The sequence below is a fragment of the Escherichia sp. WS568 genome (assembly GCF_046486085.1).
Classification (GTDB): Bacteria; Pseudomonadota; Gammaproteobacteria; order Enterobacterales; family Enterobacteriaceae; genus Escherichia; species Escherichia coli.
The window spans coordinates 101913-118306 of the sequence record NZ_JBJQMC010000003.1 but is presented as its reverse complement, the minus strand read 5'-3'; the positions used below and the strand labels follow the sequence as shown (position 1 = coordinate 118306).

Here is a 16394-nt window from a genome sequence, read left to right as displayed (position 1 = left end):
TTAGATTGCTGACAAAATGCGCTTTGTTCATGCCGGATGCGGCGTGAACGCCTTATCCGGCCTACATAATCACGCAAATTCAATACATTGCAGGGATCATGTAGGCCTGATAAGCGTAGCGCATCAGGCAAAACGTAAACAACGAGTACATTAATGAGCGAAATGATTTACGGCATCCACGCAGTGCAGGCCCTGCTGGAGCGCGCCCCTGAACGTTTTCAGGAAGTCTTTATTTTAAAAGGCCGTGAAGATAAACGTCTGTTGCCGCTGATTCACGCCCTTGAGTCCCAGGGCGTGGTTATCCAGCTGGCAAACCGCCAATATCTCGACGAGAAAAGCGACGGTGCCGTGCATCAGGGCATTATCGCTCGTGTGAAGCCAGGACGGCAGTATCAGGAAAACGATCTGCCGGATCTGATCGCTTCGCTCGATCAACCGTTCCTGCTGATCCTCGACGGCGTAACCGATCCGCACAACCTCGGCGCGTGCCTGCGTAGCGCGGACGCCGCTGGTGTTCATGCGGTGATTGTGCCGAAAGATCGCTCCGCACAGCTCAACGCCACGGCGAAAAAAGTGGCCTGTGGTGCGGCAGAAAGCGTTCCGCTGATTCGGGTGACTAATCTGGCGCGCACCATGCGTATGTTGCAGGAAGAGAATATCTGGATCGTCGGTACGGCAGGCGAGGCGGATCATACACTCTATCAGAGCAAAATGACCGGACGCCTGGCGCTGGTGATGGGCGCGGAAGGTGAAGGTATGCGTCGCCTGACCCGTGAACATTGCGATGAGTTGATCAGCATCCCAATGGCAGGAAGTGTTTCTTCCCTGAACGTTTCGGTTGCAACCGGAATTTGCTTATTTGAAGCGGTTCGTCAGCGCAGCTAGTTCCTCTGAATTATGAAAAGCCATCCAGATTTGGATGGTTTTTTTTTGTCTATAGCTGGTAAGATAATTACGTACTGTAAATATTCATTTTATTAATATTTAAACTTAATCTATATGGAATAATATATGACATGGAATCCGTTGGCGCTGGCGACGGCGCTGCAAACTGTACCTGAACAAAATATTGATGTAACAAATAGCGAAAGCGCATTAATTATTAAAATGAATGATTATGGCGATTTGCAAATCAATATTCTTTTTACTTCCCGCCAAATGATCATCGAAACCTTTATTTGTCCGGTAAGTAGTATCAGCAATCCAGATGAATTTAATACCTTCTTATTAAGAAATCAGAAGATGATGCCGTTGTCATCGGTAGGGATCTCCAGCGTGCAACAGGAAGAGTATTACATTGTTTTCGGTGCGTTATCGCTTAAATCTTCTCTTGAAGATATTCTGCTTGAGATAACCTCGCTGGTAGATAACGCATTGGATCTGGCTGAAATTACAGAAGAATATTCACACTAATTACAAGGACGGGTATTTATGGGGATTTTAAAAAGTTTATTTACGCTGGGGAAATCGTTTATCTCCCAGGCGGAAGAGTCCATTGAAGAAACCCAGGGCGTGCGCATGCTGGAACAGCATATTCGTGACGCTAAAGCTGAACTCGATAAAGCCGGAAAATCTCGCGTTGATCTGCTGGCGCGAGTGAAATTAAGTCACGATAAGCTGAAAGATTTACGTGAGCGCAAAGCCAGTCTGGAAGCTCGTGCGCTGGAAGCGTTAAGCAAGAACGTGAATCCGTCGTTGATTAACGAAGTTGCTGAAGAAATCGCGCGCCTTGAGAATCTCATTACCGCTGAAGAGCAAGTGTTGTCGAATCTGGAAGTCTCTCGTGATGGCGTGGAAAAAGCAGTTACAGCGACAGCGCAGCGTATCGCTCAGTTTGAGCAGCAAATGGAAGTCGTTAAAGCCACTGAAGCCATGCAGCGTGCACAACAGGCTGTAACGACCTCTACCGTTGGCGCATCTTCCAGCGTTTCGACAGCGGCAGAATCCTTAAAACGCCTGCAAACGCGTCAGGCCGAACGTCAGGCTCGCCTGGATGCTGCCGCACAGTTGGAAAAAGTCGCAGACGGTCGCGATCTCGATGAAAAGCTGGCGGAAGCCGGAATTGGCGGTAGCAATAAAAGTATCGCCCAGGATGTATTAGCAAGACTGCAACGCCAACAGGGCGAGTAATTTTTTGCCAGCCTCACTGCAAGGCTGGCAACTATTATAAGGATAAAATATGTCTGGTTTTTTCCAGCGTCTGTTTGGCAAGGATAATAAGCCTGCTATCGCTCGTGGTCCGCTGGGACTTCATCTCAATAGTGGCTTTACGCTCGACACGTTAGCGTTTCGTTTGCTGGAAGATGAATTGCTGATTGCGCTGCCGGGTGAGGAATTTACGGTAGCCGCCGTCAGCCGCATCGATCTGGGCGGCGGTAGCCAGATTTTCCGCTACTACACTTCAGGCGATGAGTTTCTGCAAATCAATACCACCGGCGGCGAAAATATTGATGACATTGATGATATCAAGCTCTTTGTCTATGAAGAGAGCTACGGTATCAGTAAAGAGAGTCACTGGCGCGAGGCGATCAACGCCAAAGCGATGGGGGCTATAACCTTAAACTGGCAGGAAAAACGCTGGCAGCGATTTTTTAACAGCGAAGAACCGGGGAATATCGAACCCGTCTATATGCTGGAAAAAGTTGAAAATCAAAACCACGCCAAATGGGAAGTGCATAATTTTACCATGGGCTATGAACGGCAGGTGACCGAAGATACCTGTGAATATTTACTGTTAAATGGTGAGGAATCTTTTAACGATCTCGGCGAGCCGGAGTGGTTATTTTCGCGCGCGCTGGGTGTTGATATCCCACTGACATCACTTCATATTATTGGTTAATTACAAGGACGTTTACGATGCATATACTGGATTCACTTCTTGCCTTTAGCGCCTATTTTTTTATTGGCGTGGCTATGGTGATTATTTTTCTGTTTATCTACTCCAAAATTACACCGCACAACGAATGGCAATTAATCAAAAACAATAATACCGCGGCGTCACTGGCATTCAGCGGTACATTGTTGGGTTACGTGATCCCCTTATCCAGTGCGGCAATCAATGCGGTGAGTATTCCGGATTATTTCGCCTGGGGCGGGATTGCACTGGTGATTCAGTTACTCGTTTTTGCTGGCGTCAGACTTTATATGCCCGCATTAAGCGAAAAAATTATTAATCACAATACCGCAGCAGGAATGTTTATGGGAACCGCCGCACTGGCTGGTGGTATTTTTAACGCAGCTTGTATGACATGGTAATGGACGATCATGGCCAGAAAACGCAAATCAAGAAATAACAGTAAAATTGGTCACGGAGCGATCAGTCGCATTGGCAGACCGAATAATCCTTTTGAACCGCGTCGCAATCGCTACGCACAAAAATACTTAACGTTGGCGCTAATGGGCGGTGCCGCTTTTTTCGTATTGAAAGGTTGTGGCGATAGTGGCGATGTCGATAACGACGGCGACGGAACGTTTTACTCGACTGTGCAGGATTGTATTGATGACGGTAATAATTCAGATATCTGTGCTCATGGCTGGAACAACGCCAAAGCGGCGTTTTATGCCGATGTTCCGAAGAATATGACTCAGCAGAATTGTCAGTCTAAGTATGAAAATTGTTACTACGACAATGTTGAACAGAGTTGGATCCCGGTCGTTTCTGGATTTTTGTTAAGCCGGGTTATTCGTAAAGATCGCGATGAGCCGTTCGTCTATAACAGCGGCGGATCCTCATTTGCTTCCCGCCCCGTCTGGCGCAACACTTCCGGTGATTACTCCTGGCGCTCCGGTTCTGGCAAAAAAGAGTCTTACTCTTCGGGCGGCTTTACCACCAAAAAAGCGTCAACCGTTTCTCGCGGCGGCTATGGTCGTTCTTCCAGCGCCCGTGGGCATTGGGGAGGCTAATCATGCTGAGACACAACGTTCCTGTGCGGCGGGATCTGGACCGGATTGCCGCCGATAACGGATTTGACTTTCATATCATCGACAATGAAATCTATTGGGATGAGAGTCGGGCTTATCGCTTTACTTTGCGCCAGATTGAAGAGCAGATCGAAAAACCGACTGCGGAACTGCATCAGATGTGCCTGGAGGTGGTGGATCGTGCGGTTAAAGATGAAGAGATCCTGACGCAACTGGCGATCCCGCCGTTGTACTGGGATGTGATCGCCGAAAGCTGGCACGCACGCGATCCTTCGTTGTATGGCCGTATGGATTTTGCCTGGTGTGGTAATGCACCGGTTAAGTTGCTGGAGTACAACGCCGATACGCCAACTTCATTGTACGAGTCGGCTTATTTCCAGTGGTTGTGGCTGGAAGATGCCCGGCGCAGCGGCGTTATTCCGCGTGATGCCGATCAGTACAATGCCATTCAGGAACGCCTGATTTCGCGCTTTAGTGAGCTTTACAGTCGGGAACCGTTTTATTTTTGCTGCTGTCAGGACACCGATGAAGACAGGAGTACCGTGCTGTACTTGCAGGACTGCGCCCAGCAGGCAGGGCAGGAGTCGCGGTTTATCTACATTGAAGATCTCGGTTTGGGCGTCGGCGGAGTACTGACCGATCTTGATGATAATGTCATCCAGCGTGCATTTAAGCTGTATCCGCTGGAGTGGATGATGCGTGACGATAACGGTCCGCTGCTGCGCAAGCGTCGTGAGCAATGGGTGGAGCCGTTATGGAAAAGTATCTTGAGTAATAAAGGGCTAATGCCGCTGCTTTGGCGCTTCTTCCCTGGTCATCCTAACCTTCTTGCATCCTGGTTTGAGGGTGAAAAACCGCAGATTGCCGCTGGCGAAAGCTATGTGCGTAAACCGATTTACTCGCGCGAAGGCGGAAACGTCACCATTTTCGACGGTCAGAATAACGTCGTTGACCACGCTGATGGTGATTACGCCGATGAACCGATGATCTACCAGGCGTTTCAACCTCTGCCGCGATTTGGCGATAGCTACACACTCATCGGTAGCTGGATTGTCGATGATGAAGCGTGCGGAATGGGGATCCGTGAAGATAACACGTTGATCACCAAAGACACCTCACGTTTCGTTCCGCATTACATTGCTGGATAAGAATGTTTTAGCAATCTCTTTCTGTCATGAATCCATGGCAGTGACCATACTAATGGTGACTGCCATTGATGGAGGGAGACACAGTGCACTGGCAAACTCACACCGTTTTTAATCAACCTATACCATTAAATAATAGCAATTTATACCTGTCTGATGGCGCGCTCTGCGAAGCGGTAACGCGTGAAGGTGCTGGCTGGGATAGCGATTTTCTAGCCAGTATTGGTCAGCAGTTAGGGACGGCTGAATCCCTTGAACTGGGGCGGCTGGCGAATGTGAATCCGCCTGAATTATTGCGCTACGATGCGCAAGGACGCCGTCTGGACGATGTGCGTTTTCACCCCGCCTGGCACCTGCTGATGCAGGCGCTATGTACCAATCGGGTGCACAATCTTGCCTGGGAAGAAGACGCTCGCTCCGGCGCATTTGTGGCGCGCGCGGCGCGTTTTATGTTACATGCGCAGGTTGAGGCTGGGTCGTTATGTCCGATAACGATGACCTTTGCCGCCACGCCATTGCTGTTACAGATGTTACCCGCGCCGTTTCAGGACTGGACCACGCCGCTGTTGAGCGATCGCTACGATTCTCACTTATTGCCAGGTGGGCAAAAACGCGGTTTGTTGATTGGCATGGGAATGACGGAAAAGCAGGGCGGTTCCGATGTCATGAGCAACACCACCCGCGCAGAGCGCCTGGAAGATGGCTCTTATCGGCTGGTGGGGCATAAATGGTTTTTCTCGGTGCCGCAAAGCGATGCGCATCTGGTGCTGGCGCAGACTACGGGCGGTTTGTCCTGCTTTTTTGTGCCGCGCTTTTTGCCTGACGGGCAACGCAACGCGATTCGCCTCGAGCGGCTGAAAGATAAGCTGGGTAATCGCTCTAACGCCAGCTGCGAAGTGGAGTTTCAGGATGCCATTGGCTGGTTGTTGGGGCAGGAAGGGGAAGGAATTCGTCTGATCCTGAAAATGGGTGGGATGACGCGTTTTGATTGCGCCCTGGGTAGCCATGCCATGATGCGCCGTGCATTTTCGCTGGCGATTTATCATGCACATCAACGCCATGTTTTTGGTAATCCATTGATCCAACAGCCCCTTATGCGTCATGTCTTAAGTCGCATGGCGCTTCAGCTTGAAGGGCAAACGGCGTTGCTGTTTCGTCTTGCGCGAGCGTGGGACCGGCGTGCCGATGCCAAAGAAGCTCTGTGGGCGCGTTTATTTACGCCTGCGGCGAAATTTGTGATCTGCAAACATGGTATTCCGTTTGTGGCCGAAGCGATGGAGGTGCTGGGCGGCATTGGTTATTGCGAGGAGAGCGAGCTGCCGCGGCTTTACCGGGAGATGCCGGTAAACAGTATTTGGGAAGGTTCCGGCAATATTATGTGCCTGGATGTGCTGCGCGTTCTCAATAAGCAAGCGGGCGTATACGACTTATTGTCGGAAGCATTTGTGGAAGTGAAAGGGCAGGATCGCTATTTTGATCGCGCGGTTCGTCGTTTACAGCAGCAGCTGCGTAAGCCAGCTGAAGAATTGGGGCGAGAGATTACTCATCAGCTATTCCTGCTGGGCTGCGGTGCGCAAATGTTGAAATATGCCTCTCCGCCAATGGCGCAGGCGTGGTGTCAGGTGATGTTAGATACGCGCGGCGGCGTACGGTTGTCAGAGCAGATCCAGAATGATTTATTGCTGCGGGCGACGGGAGGAGTGTGTTTGTAAGCGTATACGACGGATGCGACGCTGGTTTCGATTAACTAAATGAAATATTTTAAAATTGTAGGCCGGACAAGGCGCTCGCGCCGCATCCGGCATTGTTCATTTGCTGTAGATGATACTCACGCATACAGGATCGCCTGTACGCGCCAGTTATCAGGCTGCTGGTCTTCGTACATGGTAATAATGCGGTACCATGACGCACCTTGTTCATCGGCCTTTAACGCCACGATACGTTCCACGTCCTGCGGATCCCCTGAAATATTGCTAACTGAGATCTGACCTATTTCATTCAGGCCCGTCACGCAGTCAGCACTGGCGAATTCTGCAGACTGTGCCGTGGCGCTCGCAGGATAAGTCACTAATTGCAGCGAGGGTGAGGCAAGTAATTGTTTCATCGTCAGCTCCATTTTTCGTTTCCCCACATGTTGCAGGGCATTCCATCGCGGTAATAAACGCCCAGGCTTCCAGCCGGTAATTTATTGTGCACAGGTAAACGCATAGGGACGCAAAGCAATGTAAAGCTGACTATGTAAGTTGTCTGATTTATTTACGGTACAAAATGGCTTGTGAATACCACTGTCCTGTCACGATGGTTTCGTCCACCATGACGACAACGTAATAATCAGCTTTTGCAGCGACAGCTTTCGCTCTGATTTCTGCTAATGCGTCATCCGGAGAACCCCGAACCATCGTGCTTACGCTACCTATTCGCTGTAACCCTTGCGTCTGGTCGCGGCGAATCTCTTGCGGATGGTCGGTTACTGGCGGTGCTGGCTGTGGCGTACCTTGCAGTGCGCTACAGGCACTTAACATCAACACCAATAATAAACTGGCAAACCGGTAAATAACGCTATTACGTTTCCTGCTAACCATAGTGTAGTGCCTTATTAATTTAACTTTGGGGGAATGTTCCCGAATTGTTACCTGGTACGCGATTTTCGAATGAAAACGTGATGAAAGCGTAACCCACATCTCAACATTATGAACTAATACCGCCAGCAGAAACTTGTGCTAAGGATTTCTTCATGTCATACCAGACAAAAAGGAGAGACAGATGATTGAAATAGAATCACGCGAGCTGGCAGATATTCCCGTTCTTCATGCTTATCCTGTCGGGCAAAAAGATACCCCGTTACCGTGCGCGATTTTTTATCACGGCTTTACTTCGTCCAGTCTGGTGTATAGCTATTTTGCCGTTGCGCTGGCGCAGGCTGGTTTGCGGGTGATCATGCCGGATGCGCCCGATCACGGTAGTCGTTTTAGTGGCGACGCAGCGCGGCGGTTAAATCAATTCTGGCAAATCTTGCTACAAAGTATGCAGGAATTCACTACTTTACGTGCGGCAATAGCCGAAGAAAACTGGCTGCTTGATGACCGTCTGGCAGTCGGTGGCGCGTCGATGGGCGCGATGACGGCACTGGGAATTACCGCTCGCCACCCCACGGTGAAATGTACCGCCAGCATGATGGGATCGGGCTATTTTACATTGCTCGCCCGTTCACTGTTTCCACCGCTGATACCTGAAACGGCAGCACAGCAGAATGAATTCAATAACATTGTCGCGCCGCTGGCAGAGTGGGAAGCGACAAACCACCTGGAACAACTTGGTGACAGACCTCTACTGCTGTGGCATGGCCTTGACGATGACGTCGTGCCTGCCGACGAATCACTACGTTTGCAGCAGGCCTTAAGCGAGACGGGACGGGATAAACTGCTAACCTGTTCATGGCAGCCTGGCGTGCGTCACCGCATTACGCCTGAGGCGTTAGATGCTGCCGTGACATTTTTCCGCCAGCATCTTTAAACACGCAGAATGCTGACCCCTTGCGCTTCCAGTTGTTGCAGGATTTCCGGGTTAGCATTTTTGCCGGTGATCAGCATATCGATTTGATCGGCACGGCTAAAAAGCATTCCCGCGCGTTCGCCAATCTTACTGCTATCAACCAGTACCACCAGTTTCCCTACCACGCTCAGCATCTTCTGCTCTGCCATTGCCGTCAACATATCGGTTTTATACAACCCTTCTGCTGTCAGCCCTTTGCCGCTGGTAAACATCCAGTGCCCGGCATAGAGACTGTTTTCGCTGCCCTGCGGGCTTAAAGTGATGGACTGACTTTTGTTGTACTGTCCGCCCATAATGATCACGCTGTCATGCTCCTGATCGATCAGGTAATTTGCCAGCGGTAGATAATTAGTGATGATTTGCACTGGCTTGCCACACATTTCCCGCCCAAGCAGAAACGCGGTGGAGCCGCAGTTGATGACTACGCTTTCGCCCGTATTAACCAGCTGCGAGGCCGCTTTAGCAATACGTACTTTTTCATCGTGATTCTGCGCCTGATGCAGATTCATCGGCGTCCAGCGTGGGCGCTGCTGGGTAATAGCTTCTGCGCCATTGCGCACTTTTTTCAGTTTGCCGCTTTCGTCAAGTTTATTGATATCGCGTCGTGCAGTGGCAGGCGAAATTCCCAGACGCTCAACGACTTTCTCAACGGTCACAAAGCCCAATTGTGCGAGCATTTCCAGGAGGATTTGATGTCTTTGTGCTTCAGTCATGAGCTATTCCGATAAAATTTGATTTTTTTAGATGATATTTGAAATAGCCAGGAAATACTACGCCGGATAGCGCGAACTACTCCACGCTATCCGGTATAAACGACAGATTACAGGAACGACTTGAACGGCAGATCCGGTTCAATAGTGAAGCAATCATCGAAACCACGCGGATAGTGGTACTCGAAGTTGTCTTTATCCAGCGGCCAGGTAAATTTGCCGCCCACCTGCCAGATAAACGGCTTGAAGCCATACTTCAGACGATCTTTTTTCATCTCCCACAGCACGCGGATTTCTTGCGGATCGGCCTGGAAGTTTGACCAGATGTCGTGGTGGAACGGGATAACCACTTTCGCATTCAGCGCTTCGCCCATACGCAAGATATCAGCACTGGTCATTTTGTCGGTAATACCGCGTGGGTTTTCGCCGTATGAACCTAAAGCCACGTCGATCTGATGCTCATTACCATGTTTTGCATAGTAGTTAGAGTAGTGGGAATCGCCGCTGTGATACAGGGTACCGCCTGGGGTTTTGAACAGGTAGTTTACCGCGCGATCGTCCATGCCGTCCGGCAGTACGCCAGCTGCTTTTTGATCGGCAGGCAGGGTGATCAGTGCCGTGCGGTCGAAAGCATCAAGTGCATGAATTTCAATGTCTTTTACCTTCACTACGTCGCCCGGTTTAACGACGATGCAACGCTCTTTCGGTACGCCCCAGCCAATCCACAAATCAACGCAGGTTTTCGGCCCAATGAACGGTACGTCATCAGCACAGTTCTGCATCACGGCAGCAGCGACGTTAACGTCGATATGATCGTTGTGATCGTGAGTCGCCAGTACCGCGTCGATCTGGCGAATCGCAAACGGATCAAGAACAAACGGGGTGGTGCGCAGGTTTGGCTGCAGTTTTTTCACGCCAGCCATGCGCTGCATCTGGTGACCCTGTTTCATTAACGGGTTACCGTGACTTTGTTTGCCAGTGCCGCACCAGAAATCAACGCAAACGTTGGTGCCACCTTCTGATTTCAGCCAGATCCCGGTGCAGCCTAGCCACCACATCGCAAATGTGCCAGGGGCGACCTGCTCTTGTTCAATTTCTTCATTCAGCCAGCTACCCCACTCCGGGAAAGTGCTCAGGATCCAGGATTCTCGGGTGATACTTTTCACTTTACTCATCGCCATTTACCTTCATGATAGTTCAATTCGAATCAACATGTGATTGGTTTTGATTAATCCTGACACTATTTTTTCAGGAAGGCAATGACCATTTTTTGACTTTTTGCCAGGGAAGTTGTTGTTGATTTTGAGTGTGGAAAGATTTAATGGAATGTGTAATTCAATTAACTAAATGAATTTAAATGAATAATTATTTCGTTGTGTGAATCCCACTCTATCCATGTGGAATTATTTGCGGGTCGCGTCACATTTAATCATAAATAATCTTGTTGTGATTACTTTTGAAAATTAGAGTGAATGCACAACATTCCGGGTGTGTGGAATACCCGGTTACCTCTTCTTCAGGAGATCGTTATGGAGATCCTCTACAACATCTTTACCGTGTTTTTTAACCAGGTCATGACCAATGCCCCGTTGTTGCTGGGTATTGTGACCTGTCTGGGCTACATCCTACTGCGCAAAAGTGTCAGCGTTATTATTAAAGGCACGATTAAAACCATAATTGGTTTCATGTTGTTGCAGGCAGGGTCCGGCATCCTCACCAGCACCTTCAAACCGGTGGTGGCGAAAATGTCCGAAGTCTACGGCATTAACGGCGCAATTTCCGATACTTACGCGTCGATGATGGCAACCATCGACCGCATGGGCGATGCCTATAGCTGGGTAGGTTACGCGGTGTTGTTAGCGCTGGCGCTGAACATCTGTTACGTGCTGCTGCGTCGCATTACCGGTATTCGTACCATCATGCTGACTGGACACATCATGTTCCAGCAGGCGGGACTGATTGCCGTTACGTTGTTTATTTTCGGCTATTCCATGTGGACGACCATTATCTGCACGGCGATTCTGGTTTCGCTCTACTGGGGCATAACCTCCAACATGATGTACAAGCCGACTCAGGAAGTGACGGACGGCTGCGGTTTCTCCATCGGTCACCAGCAACAGTTTGCATCATGGATTGCCTATAAGGTTGCGCCGTTCCTTGGCAAAAAAGAGGAAAGCGTTGAAGACCTCAAACTGCCAGGCTGGCTGAATATTTTCCACGACAACATCGTCTCCACGGCGATTGTCATGACCATCTTCTTTGGTGCCATTCTGCTCTCCTTCGGTATCGACACCGTGCAGGCGATGGCAGGCAAAGTGAACTGGACGGTGTATATCCTGCAAACCGGTTTCTCCTTCGCGGTGGCGATCTTCATCATCACTCAGGGTGTGCGCATGTTTGTAGCGGAACTCTCTGAAGCGTTTAACGGTATCTCTCAGCGCCTGATCCCTGGCGCGGTTCTGGCGATTGACTGTGCGGCTATTTATAGCTTCGCGCCGAACGCCGTGGTCTGGGGCTTTATGTGGGGCACCATCGGTCAGCTGATTGCGGTTGGCATCCTGGTCGCCTGCGGTTCCTCGATCCTGATTATCCCCGGCTTTATCCCGATGTTCTTCTCCAACGCCACCATCGGCGTGTTCGCTAACCACTTCGGCGGCTGGCGTGCGGCGCTGAAGATTTGTCTGGTGATGGGGATGATCGAAATCTTTGGTTGCGTCTGGGCGGTGAAACTTACCGGTATGAGTGCCTGGATGGGTATGGCGGACTGGTCGATTCTGGCACCGCCGATGATGCAGGGCTTCTTCTCCATCGGTATCGCCTTTATGGCTGTCATCATTGTAATTGCACTGGCTTATATGTTCTTCGCTGGCCGCGCACTGCGCGCAGAAGAAGATGCAGAAAAACAACTGGCAGAACAGTCTGCTTAATAAGGAGTTTTGATTATGACCGTACGTATTCTGGCTGTGTGTGGCAACGGACAAGGCAGTTCCATGATCATGAAGATGAAAGTGGACCAGTTTTTAACCCAATCAAACATTGACCACACGGTAAACAGCTGCGCGGTTGGCGAATACAAAAGCGAGTTGAGCGGCGCGGATATCATCATCGCTTCTACGCACATTGCGGGCGAAATCACCGTGACCGGCAACAAATATGTGGTTGGCGTGCGCAACATGCTCTCTCCTGCTGACTTTGGCCCGAAACTGCTGGAAGTGATCAAAGCGCATTTCCCGCAGGATGTGAAGTAAGGACGCGCCATGAAATTACGTGATTCGCTGGCTGAAAATAAATCTATCCGCCTGCAGGCCGAAGCAAATACCTGGCAGGAAGCGGTGAAAATCGGTGTTGACCTGCTGGTAGCGGCAGATGTGGTAGAGCCGCGTTACTACCAGGCGATTCTGGATGGCGTTGAACAGTTTGGTCCTTATTTCGTTATCGCACCGGGACTGGCAATGCCGCACGGGCGTCCGGAAGAGGGCGTTAAGAAAACCGGTTTCTCTCTGGTAACGCTGAAAAAGCCGCTGGAGTTCAACCACGAAGATAACGATCCGGTGGATATCCTCATCACCATGGCGGCGGTCGATGCCAACACTCACCAGGAAGTGGGCATCATGCAGATCGTTAACCTGTTTGAAGATGAAGAGAATTTCGACCGTTTACGTGCCTGCCGTACCGAGCAGGAAGTACTGGATCTCATTGACCGCACCAACGCGGCAGCTTAAGAAGGAATTGAAAATGTCATTACCGATGTTGCAAGTCGCGCTGGACAACCAGACTATGGATAGCGCCTACGAAACCACTCGCCTGATTGCCGAAGAAGTCGACATTATCGAAGTGGGCACCATTCTTTGCGTAGGCGAAGGCGTGCGTGCGGTTCGTGACCTGAAAGCGCTGTACCCGCACAAAATCGTACTGGCTGACGCCAAAATTGCCGATGCAGGCAAAATCCTTTCTCGCATGTGCTTCGAAGCCAACGCTGACTGGGTGACCGTGATTTGCTGTGCGGATATCAACACCGCCAAAGGTGCGCTGGACGTGGCAAAAGAGTTTAACGGCGACGTGCAGATCGAACTGACCGGTTACTGGACCTGGGAACAGGCGCAGCAGTGGCGCGACGCAGGCATTCAGCAGGTGGTTTATCACCGCAGCCGTGACGCACAGGCCGCAGGCGTAGCGTGGGGCGAAGCGGACATTACCGCGATCAAACGTCTTTCCGATATGGGCTTCAAAGTGACCGTCACTGGTGGCCTGGCGCTGGAAGATCTGCCGCTGTTCAAAGGCATTCCGATTCACGTCTTTATCGCGGGCCGTAGTATCCGTGATGCCGCTTCTCCGGTGGAAGCCGCACGTCAGTTCAAACGTTCCATCGCCGAACTGTGGGGTTAAGGAGCGGATATGTTGTCCAAACAAATCCCGCTTGGCATCTATGAAAAAGCGCTCCCCGCCGGGGAGTGCTGGCTGGAACGGCTGCAACTGGCAAAAAAATTAGGCTTCGATTTTGTCGAGATGTCGGTAGATGAAACTGACGATCGCCTGTCGCGCCTCGACTGGAGCCGCGAGCAGCGTCTGGCGCTGGTGAATGCGATTGTTGAAACCGGCGTGCGCGTGCCGTCCATGTGCCTTTCTGCTCATCGTCGTTTCCCGCTGGGCAGCGAAGATGACGCGGTACGGGCGCAGGGGCTGGAGATTATGCGTAAAGCTATCCAGTTCGCCCAGGACGTTGGCATTCGCGTAATCCAACTGGCGGGCTATGACGTTTACTATCAGGAAGCCAATAACGAAACGCGTCGTCGTTTCCGTGACGGCCTGAAAGAGAGCGTTGAGATGGCAAGCCGCGCGCAGGTGACGCTGGCAATGGAGATCATGGATTATCCATTGATGAACTCCATCAGCAAGGCGCTGGGCTATGCGCACTATCTCAACAACCCGTGGTTCCAGCTCTACCCGGATATCGGCAACCTGTCGGCGTGGGACAACGACGTGCAGATGGAATTGCAGGCCGGAATTGGGCATATCGTCGCGGTGCATGTGAAAGACACCAAACCAGGCGTCTTCAAAAATGTGCCGTTTGGCGAAGGCGTAGTGGATTTCGAACGTTGCTTCGAAACGCTCAAACAGAGTGGCTATTGCGGGCCGTACCTGATTGAGATGTGGAGCGAAACGGCGGAAGACCCGGCAGCAGAAGTGGCGAAAGCGCGTGATTGGGTGAAAGCGCGCATGGCGAAAGCGGGCATGGTGGAGGCGGCATAATGCAAAAGCTAAAACAGCAGGTATTTGAAGCCAACATGGATCTGCCGCGCTATGGGCTGGTGACCTTTACCTGGGGCAACGTCAGCGCCATTGACCGCGAACGCGGGCTGGTGGTGATCAAGCCCAGCGGCGTTGCCTACGAAACCATGAAAGCGGCCGATATGGTGGTGGTTGATATGAGCGGCAAGGTGGTGGAAGGGGAATATCGCCCGTCTTCCGACACCGCGACGCATCTCGAACTCTACCGTCGTTATCCGTCGCTTGGCGGCATTGTCCATACCCACTCCACTCATGCTACCGCATGGGCGCAGGCGGGGCTGGCGATCCCGGCGTTAGGCACTACGCACGCCGACTACTTCTTTGGTGATATCCCGTGTACGCGCGGATTAAGCGAAGAAGAGGTGCAGGGTGAGTACGAACTGAACACCGGCAAAGTGATTATCGAAACGCTGGGTGACGCCGAGCCGTTGCATACGCCGGGAATTGTGGTGTATCAGCACGGGCCGTTTGCCTGGGGGAAAGATGCCCACGATGCGGTGCATAACGCGGTGGTGATGGAAGAAGTGGCGAAAATGGCGTGGATTGCGCGCAGTATAAACCCGCAACTGAATCACATCGACAGCTATCTTATGAATAAACACTTCATGCGTAAGCATGGTCCCAACGCTTATTACGGGCAGAAGTAAAACACGCGCTGCGGAAATTTCCTTCTTCGGGAGATAACTGGTCTGATTCCGCAGCCGTTTTTCAAAAAAAGCCCCCTGCGAAGGGGGCAAAGCAAACTATGGCAATGTTTCGTTGGTTATACCTGGTGCTAGCGATAAATATCCGCGCTGGCGTGCATGTTGCCGTTACTCCCCGGTTCCCGCATCAGAATCACGTGGTAGTACGTTGCGCCCTGCGCATCTGTCTCTTCATTTAATGCCTGACGTGCTTCACTTTCAGTGGCGAAGTTATGGTTGATATAAATCACGCCTAAGCTTTGCACATCGTCCATATTTCTGGCCTGGTGGTTATTAATTTCAATGGCTGCCCATGTATTTGCACTTAGCAAAAGCACAGCCAGAAGGGCTAAAACACGACTGAACATAGATACCTCCTCAACGGCTGACTTTGTGTGCTCTCCTCTTGTGGTGATCTTCTGATTTAATTTTAATCAATGATAAAGAAGTGGATGGTGACCATTTCTGATGCAGTTGTTCAAAAAAACACCATGATGAAGTGTGATGAACTTCAAATCAGCGTGTTAGTACGATTTGGTGAAAGATGAGATTTATTTGTCGGCTGGCCTTGAGTTTAGCGGGGTATGTCAGTACTATAACGCGTCATTTTTCAGCCGACCTTTAACACGTTCCTTGCCTCCCCGGGATTCGGCTGACCCAGACAGGAGGCTGAATAATCCGTAAGGAGCAATTCGATGCGTCATTACGAAATCGTTTTTATGGTCCATCCTGACCAGAGCGAACAGGTTCCGGGCATGATCGAGCGCTACACTGCTGCCATCACTGGTGCAGAAGGCAAGATCCACCGTCTGGAAGACTGGGGCCGCCGTCAGCTGGCTTACCCGATCAACAAACTGCACAAAGCACACTACGTTCTGATGAACGTTGAAGCTCCGCAGGAAGTGATCGATGAGCTGGAAACTACCTTCCGCTTCAACGATGCCGTTATCCGCAGCATGGTTATGCGTACCAAGCACGCTGTTACCGAAGCATCTCCGATGGTTAAAGCGAAAGACGAGCGCCGTGAGCGTCGCGATGATTTCGCAAACGAAACCGCTGATGATGCTGAAGCTGGGGATTCTGAAGAGTAATTT

Annotated in this window: 21 protein-coding genes; 16 read left to right on the top strand and 5 right to left on the bottom strand. The window is 50.9% G+C overall.

The annotated features are described in order from the left end of the window. The first annotated feature begins 153 nt into the window (after positions 1–153). The 8 genes from rlmB to ACJHWR_RS04705 all read left to right on the top strand — a co-directional run bounded on the left by rlmB (position 154) and on the right by ACJHWR_RS04705 (position 6778). Positions 154–885, top strand: coding sequence for a 23S rRNA (guanosine(2251)-2'-O)-methyltransferase RlmB (rlmB, locus tag ACJHWR_RS04740; protein WP_001293282.1), 732 nt, complete (start codon positions 154–156; stop codon positions 883–885). Between the two features lie 126 nt (positions 886–1011). Further along, positions 1012–1413, top strand: a complete 402-nt coding sequence (locus tag ACJHWR_RS04735; protein ID WP_000220137.1) for a YjfI family protein — start codon at positions 1012–1014, stop codon at positions 1411–1413. An 18-nt stretch (positions 1414–1431) separates the two neighbouring features. Further along, on the top strand, positions 1432–2130 hold the full coding sequence (locus ACJHWR_RS04730) for a PspA/IM30 family protein (RefSeq protein ID WP_000511950.1): 699 nt from the start codon (positions 1432–1434) through the stop codon (positions 2128–2130). Between the two features lie 49 nt (positions 2131–2179). Then, positions 2180–2839: a YjfK family protein gene (locus ACJHWR_RS04725; RefSeq protein WP_000012568.1), complete on the top strand. Its 660-nt coding sequence runs from the start codon at positions 2180–2182 to the stop codon at positions 2837–2839. A 17-nt stretch (positions 2840–2856) separates the two neighbouring features. After that, positions 2857–3255: a DUF350 domain-containing protein gene (locus ACJHWR_RS04720; RefSeq protein ID WP_000547760.1), complete on the top strand. Its 399-nt coding sequence runs from the start codon at positions 2857–2859 to the stop codon at positions 3253–3255. A 9-nt stretch (positions 3256–3264) separates the two neighbouring features. Continuing rightward, a complete protein-coding gene (locus ACJHWR_RS04715; protein WP_000101674.1) occupies positions 3265–3903 on the top strand; it encodes a DUF1190 domain-containing protein in 639 nt (212 codons plus the stop codon). 2 nt (positions 3904–3905) lie between these two features. Next, positions 3906–5069, top strand: coding sequence for a glutathionylspermidine synthase family protein (locus ACJHWR_RS04710; protein ID WP_000944003.1), 1164 nt, complete (start codon positions 3906–3908; stop codon positions 5067–5069). 83 nt (positions 5070–5152) lie between these two features. Further along, positions 5153–6778, top strand: a complete 1626-nt coding sequence (locus ACJHWR_RS04705) for an isovaleryl-CoA dehydrogenase (protein ID WP_012311664.1) — start codon at positions 5153–5155, stop codon at positions 6776–6778. Between the two features lie 116 nt (positions 6779–6894). On the opposite strand, the gene yjfN is transcribed toward ACJHWR_RS04705, so the two are convergent. Both yjfN and bsmA read right to left on the bottom strand, forming a co-directional pair. Further along, entirely contained in the window at positions 6895–7170 is a 276-nt protein-coding gene (gene yjfN, locus ACJHWR_RS04700; protein WP_000811566.1) for a DUF1471 family protease activator YjfN, read from the bottom strand. Positions 7171–7318: 148 nt separating this feature from the next. Next, positions 7319–7648: a biofilm peroxide resistance protein BsmA gene (bsmA, locus tag ACJHWR_RS04695; protein WP_000254636.1), complete on the bottom strand. Its 330-nt coding sequence runs from the start codon at positions 7646–7648 to the stop codon at positions 7319–7321. A 181-nt stretch (positions 7649–7829) separates the two neighbouring features. Between bsmA and yjfP the strand changes: the two genes are divergently transcribed. Continuing rightward, on the top strand, positions 7830–8579 hold the full coding sequence (yjfP, locus tag ACJHWR_RS04690; RefSeq protein WP_000569683.1) for an esterase: 750 nt from the start codon (positions 7830–7832) through the stop codon (positions 8577–8579). On the opposite strand, the gene ulaR is transcribed toward yjfP, so the two are convergent. Together ulaR and ulaG are read right to left on the bottom strand one after the other, a co-directional pair. After that, positions 8576–9331 carry an HTH-type transcriptional regulator UlaR gene (ulaR, locus tag ACJHWR_RS04685; protein ID WP_000133639.1) on the bottom strand — a complete coding sequence of 252 codons (756 nt, stop codon included), beginning with the start codon at positions 9329–9331 and terminating at the stop codon, positions 8576–8578. The genes yjfP and ulaR overlap by 4 nt on opposite strands. 107 nt (positions 9332–9438) lie before the next feature. Continuing rightward, positions 9439–10503 (bottom strand): L-ascorbate 6-phosphate lactonase, encoded by a 1065-nt coding sequence (gene ulaG / locus ACJHWR_RS04680; RefSeq protein WP_012311879.1) that lies wholly within the window; start codon positions 10501–10503, stop codon positions 9439–9441. Positions 10504–10857: 354 nt separating this feature from the next. Here ulaG and ulaA point away from each other — a divergent pair, with 354 nt between their 5' ends. Genes ulaA through ulaF form a run of 6 tightly spaced genes read left to right on the top strand, consistent with a single transcriptional unit; the run spans position 10858 to position 15264 of the window. Then, positions 10858–12255, top strand: coding sequence for a PTS ascorbate transporter subunit IIC (gene ulaA, locus ACJHWR_RS04675; protein ID WP_001300695.1), 1398 nt, complete (start codon positions 10858–10860; stop codon positions 12253–12255). Positions 12256–12270: 15 nt separating this feature from the next. Beyond that, positions 12271–12576, top strand: coding sequence for a PTS ascorbate transporter subunit IIB (ulaB, locus tag ACJHWR_RS04670; protein WP_000218360.1), 306 nt, complete (start codon positions 12271–12273; stop codon positions 12574–12576). A 9-nt stretch (positions 12577–12585) separates the two neighbouring features. Beyond that, a complete protein-coding gene (ulaC, locus tag ACJHWR_RS04665) occupies positions 12586–13050 on the top strand; it encodes a PTS ascorbate transporter subunit IIA (RefSeq protein ID WP_000776521.1) in 465 nt (154 codons plus the stop codon). Positions 13051–13063: 13 nt separating this feature from the next. Continuing rightward, positions 13064–13714 (top strand): 3-keto-L-gulonate-6-phosphate decarboxylase UlaD, encoded by a 651-nt coding sequence (ulaD, locus tag ACJHWR_RS04660; RefSeq protein WP_000056760.1) that lies wholly within the window; start codon positions 13064–13066, stop codon positions 13712–13714. 9 nt (positions 13715–13723) lie between these two features. Continuing rightward, on the top strand, positions 13724–14578 hold the full coding sequence (gene ulaE / locus ACJHWR_RS04655) for an L-ribulose-5-phosphate 3-epimerase UlaE (protein WP_000949488.1): 855 nt from the start codon (positions 13724–13726) through the stop codon (positions 14576–14578). Next, positions 14578–15264, top strand: a complete 687-nt coding sequence (gene ulaF, locus ACJHWR_RS04650; protein ID WP_001170789.1) for an L-ribulose-5-phosphate 4-epimerase UlaF — start codon at positions 14578–14580, stop codon at positions 15262–15264. Before ulaE ends, ulaF begins: the two co-directional genes overlap by 1 nt. A 128-nt stretch (positions 15265–15392) precedes the next feature. On the opposite strand, the gene yjfY is transcribed toward ulaF, so the two are convergent. Continuing rightward, positions 15393–15668 (bottom strand): DUF1471 family protein YjfY, encoded by a 276-nt coding sequence (yjfY, locus tag ACJHWR_RS04645; RefSeq protein ID WP_000492914.1) that lies wholly within the window; start codon positions 15666–15668, stop codon positions 15393–15395. Between the two features lie 327 nt (positions 15669–15995). On the opposite strand from yjfY, the gene rpsF reads away from it, so the two are divergent. Next, positions 15996–16391: a 30S ribosomal protein S6 gene (gene rpsF / locus ACJHWR_RS04640; protein WP_001216676.1), complete on the top strand. Its 396-nt coding sequence runs from the start codon at positions 15996–15998 to the stop codon at positions 16389–16391. Positions 16392–16394 lie beyond the last annotated feature (3 nt).